This is a genomic window from Phaeobacter sp. 11ANDIMAR09 (genome assembly GCF_001294455.1).
Classification (GTDB): Bacteria; Pseudomonadota; Alphaproteobacteria; order Rhodobacterales; family Rhodobacteraceae; genus Pseudophaeobacter.
On sequence record NZ_LIKT01000069.1, the window covers coordinates 1 to 3,338 of the forward strand.

The following is a 3,338-nucleotide window of genomic DNA, read 5'->3' on the forward strand; positions in this document are numbered from 1 at the left end:
GCCTCAGCCTCAGCCTCAGCCTCAGCCTCAGCCTCAGCCTCAGCCTCAGCCTCAGCCTCAGCCTCAGCCTCAGCCTCAGCCTCAGCCCATCGATTTAAGGTCTTCCCGATTGAATGACGTAGATCAGAGCCGACCTGCCAGCGTTGAAAATGACTGGCGTCACTTATTCGTTTTTGTAAATCGTCGTGCACAGTTTTCAGCCACGGTTTTTCACTCTCAAGTTCGTTTCCGGGAAATTCATACCTCTCAGCAAGTGCATGAAGCGCTTTTCTGCGACAGTCAGGGCGTAAAGCCAGAAGCGAAGCAGCAAAATCAGACGGGCTCATAGTCGCGAGAACCGGTCGTCTGGCGTAAATATTTTGCTTTGAGTTCGTCACAGAAATCAGGTGGCGAAACTCGTCAACATCAGATTCCATGGTGAGGAGAATCCGGTCGCCGACGGCAGGAAGGCTCCTTTCATATGCTGAATCTTGCGCTGACTTTAACTTGGTATAGAGCCGATTGAATGGCGCTCCCTTTGGGTAGTTTTCATCCCTTGGGAAACCCAAGTTGCGATAGCCAGTATCAGAATAACCATATCCAAGTTCATTGTTGAAATCTGCTACCGGATCAAATTCTCGAATGCGGTTCATTGCAGTTAGTTCATCAATGTAGGCAGAACACTCGGCCTCAATCTCAGAGAGGTCTTTTTCGACGAACCCCATGTCGCCCAAACTCAACCGACAGTTAAAGACATGAAGGATTATGCCCGGATCCAAGTATTCGTGATCTGAAAATTTTTGCTCCATTGATTGAACTGCTGCACTAACGTCACCTTCTTCACGTTCTCCGGCCCACCAAACAGTTTCCCATTCGGCCTCAGTGGTTGGCTGGTGAAATGCAGGGGTTTGCGCCAGTTCACGGTTTATCGTGGTCCCTTCGACCACACCGTCGCAAAGAACCCTTTCCGCGAGAGCATAGGGAAGTACGGTCCGATAGCGACCATGCTGAATCTGCTCCAAACCATACTTGGTTCGTGCGTTCCGCAGTTTTTCGTACTCTGGCTTGTTGTTGAAATCCATGCCTCCACGCAGACGCATGTCATCGCGCGAAAAAGTACCCGATTTCAACTCAAGTGCCAGCGCAGTAAATACGGTCAAGAGTTCGGTCATTCCCTCGGAGTTTTCTCTAATAGAGTCGTCCAAACATGAGAACAGGCGCTCGAATTCCCACAATGCCTGCTTCAAACTTCTTAGGTTGTTGTATCCGGCCTTGCGAAAAACCTCAGAAATCGTTTCTGTTTCATTTTCAAAGAATGCCCTTGCTTGCTCACTGAACGCCGACAGAATGGGTGCAAGTGCCGAGTCTATGTCGGCAACTACCGTCAAAGTTCTTCCGACAACCTTTTCCTTTTCTTTGAGGCTCTCCTCATCCCATAGATTATCCTCGTTCGCTAAAAGCACTACGTGCTTGCCTTCATGCTCAACGAACCCGTTGACGGCACCGAGGACTTCTTTGATGGACAGTCCTGCCCGTTCGATATCATCGAATATCAAAGAGTTTGGTAATTTAGCGATTACAAATTCTGTTAGGTCTATTTTGTTCAGGTCGGCTGAAAATCCAAATGCCTTAATGCTCGATATGAAGTTTTTCACTTGCCGTCCGGCTTTAGCAATGTCGGAATCCGATTTGGGCAGGAAAGCACGTACTAACGCCCTGTCCAGTTCGGCTCGACTTCCAACGCCAAACAGACTGACATACAAAGGTTTTTCTTTATCGCTCTCAGTCAATAGGGACTTCACCAAATGCGTCTTTCCGGCACCCCAGGGCGCGGTTAGCAATACGGCAAAACCCGGTTTGGCGGACGCTAAATATTGCTGTAAGTATTCTCGCGTTGATGCATTGAGATCAGTCATGCTCTGGTCCACTCACTTAGGTTGATGAGACGATATGCTTGTCGATTTCTCGCGTCGAGCTGGAACTTTGGTAGGGTGACCGTCTGGCGCAACCTTCTGGTAGTCGGACCTGACTGGTGGATGGGGATGTGAACGCAGGTCGGATTGTTGAAGGGCTCAACGACAATGAGCTGTCATTTAAGTAGTGACGGGTTTACTTTTCTTGTTTGGAGTTGCTGGAAAACGGTAGCGGCGATGGTGGTAGGAGCACTTACACAATGAGCAAAGGCTTTAGTCGAGCGGTCAAGCTGCGCGATACCCTACTGGCAGATCTTGCCTTGGCAAACAACACGCTGATCTGGAACGGAGACGACTCCTTTGCGCAATCTGTCGAGGAGCGCGTGCTTGAAGCTAAGCCATTTCATATGGACAATAGCGCCTCGAAATTTTTGCTGGATAGCGCAGCGCAATTGAGTGCAGAAGACTTCTATCAATCGATTGCGAAAGTTCGTTTGCCGTTCAAGGAGCTTTGGCTTGAGATCGATGCGTCAACACCTGATGGAAAACACCACGGGCGTCTGGGGGCAGTTATCGATTACGTTGAAGATGGGCTGCGGGTTTTTGTCGCCCAACTATTCAAGTTTCCTGGGAACAAGTCTCTTTCGGTTATCTACTCTGGGACAGAGGTTGTGTTCGCTGTCGATGGAACCGTTAGTTTGTCAGATACTCCATACGCGTATTTCCAAGATGCTGTAACTGAGAGCGACAAGGAGAGATTGACCAGAGATAAGCTTCGTCGTGACGCGCCCTTTGATGCTGAGACCATCAGGGATCGGGAGCAAAGCGATCTGCAAACTGCAACCAAGTGCGTGGCAATGGCTATGTCTCTTGCTGGGCTACACAGTCGGCCAGAAATCGTTGAGATTTGCGAACCAACTGCGCCTTCGAAAAAGGTGTTGAAGTCGTTTGAACATCGAGGGGCTAAGCCTCCAAAATTCAGTTTATCTACAATCAAACTAGGCAAAGCTGCAGCGGGCCAACTGAAAGCCTCATTGGGAACGGATGACGACGCTGATACTTTTGGTGGAAAAAGAACTGCGCATTGGGTCCGTGGCCATCTGTTTCTTGCGCGAAATGGGAAACTCACTTGGCGGAAGGCACATGTTCGTGGCGTTGGAAAGCCGATACAAACGGCGAGAAAAGTAACGACCTGAAGTTATGGTGCTGCGTACCAAGACTCGGTTTGCTGTCTCGAATTGCGAGGCCAAAGCCTCTCTTGGGTGTCCGATGGGTGCAAACACAGCCGAGCTAGGATGAAATGGCTTGAAGGACCTCGGTATGGTCCGGAAGCCACAAGGTATTCAACGAAAATGGTTTTCGCCATGGCCTGAGCTGATTTGAGAAAGAATGAATGGAGTCTAAGGAAAATTGAAAATCCTCGTGTCGGTGGTTCGATTCCGCCCT

Annotated in this window: 2 protein-coding genes; one reads left to right on the forward strand and one right to left on the reverse strand. The window is 49.5% G+C overall.

What is annotated here, in order from left to right; genetic code table 11:
- Positions 1-1,895 (reverse strand): P-loop NTPase fold protein (locus AN476_RS22040; protein ID WP_054463906.1); only part of this gene is annotated, 1,895 nt, incomplete at its 3' end.
- 257 nt (positions 1,896-2,152) lie between these two features.
- Between AN476_RS22040 and AN476_RS22045 the strand changes: the two genes are divergently transcribed.
- The gene (locus tag AN476_RS22045; protein ID WP_054463907.1) at positions 2,153-3,088 is read left to right on the forward strand and encodes a hypothetical protein; all 936 of its coding nucleotides are present in this window, start codon (positions 2,153-2,155) and stop codon (positions 3,086-3,088) included.
- The last annotated feature ends 250 nt before the right edge of the window (positions 3,089-3,338 follow it).

Coding starts and splice junctions, on each gene's coding strand:
- AN476_RS22045 (WP_054463907.1), top strand. CDS start 2,153: ATGAGCAAAGGCTTTAGTCGAGCGGTCAAGCTGCGCGATACCCTACTG.